Origin of the sequence: Gluconobacter sp. P1D12_c, assembly GCF_018812105.1 — a bacterium.
Classification (GTDB): Bacteria; Pseudomonadota; Alphaproteobacteria; order Acetobacterales; family Acetobacteraceae; genus Gluconobacter; species Gluconobacter oxydans_A.
The window spans coordinates 1-416 of the sequence record NZ_JACSIQ010000582.1; the positions used below are offsets into that span (position 1 = coordinate 1).

Annotated in this window: 1 pseudogene; it reads left to right on the forward strand. The window is 54.3% G+C overall.

The features are described from left to right. Nucleotides 1-86 precede the first annotated feature (86 nt). Nucleotides 87-416, forward strand: a pseudogene (locus KP705_RS18250) (hypothetical protein); the annotation flags it as partial.

Below are 416 nucleotides of genomic sequence, written 5' to 3' on the forward strand. Positions count from 1 at the left end.
CCATTAGGTCGCACCACGTGCGACCATAAAGTCGCACAGTGTGCGACCTATTCGGCACTCATACAGAGGTTTCCCACATGCGGAACATGACCCGTCTCAAGACCCCAAAAGATCGGCTTCGTGAAGATCAGGCCGAACAGGTTCGCCAAGCCCTTTTGCCGTTTTTTGACAATCCCGATTTTGACCATGATGCCCTTGGCCGGGTCATGGTCACCGTTCAACGCATTACTMCCCCAGCCCCCGGAACAACGGAGCCGKTTGTTATGATCCGTCCCGCACAGAACCGTGCTGTCACCTTGTGGCTAATGAAGAACAGTAAACGTCCAATGAAGGCCGTGGACGTCTGGACGCTCTTGTTCGACCACCTGTTCCCACATACCGGACAGATCATGCTAACCCGCGAAGAAATCGCCGAA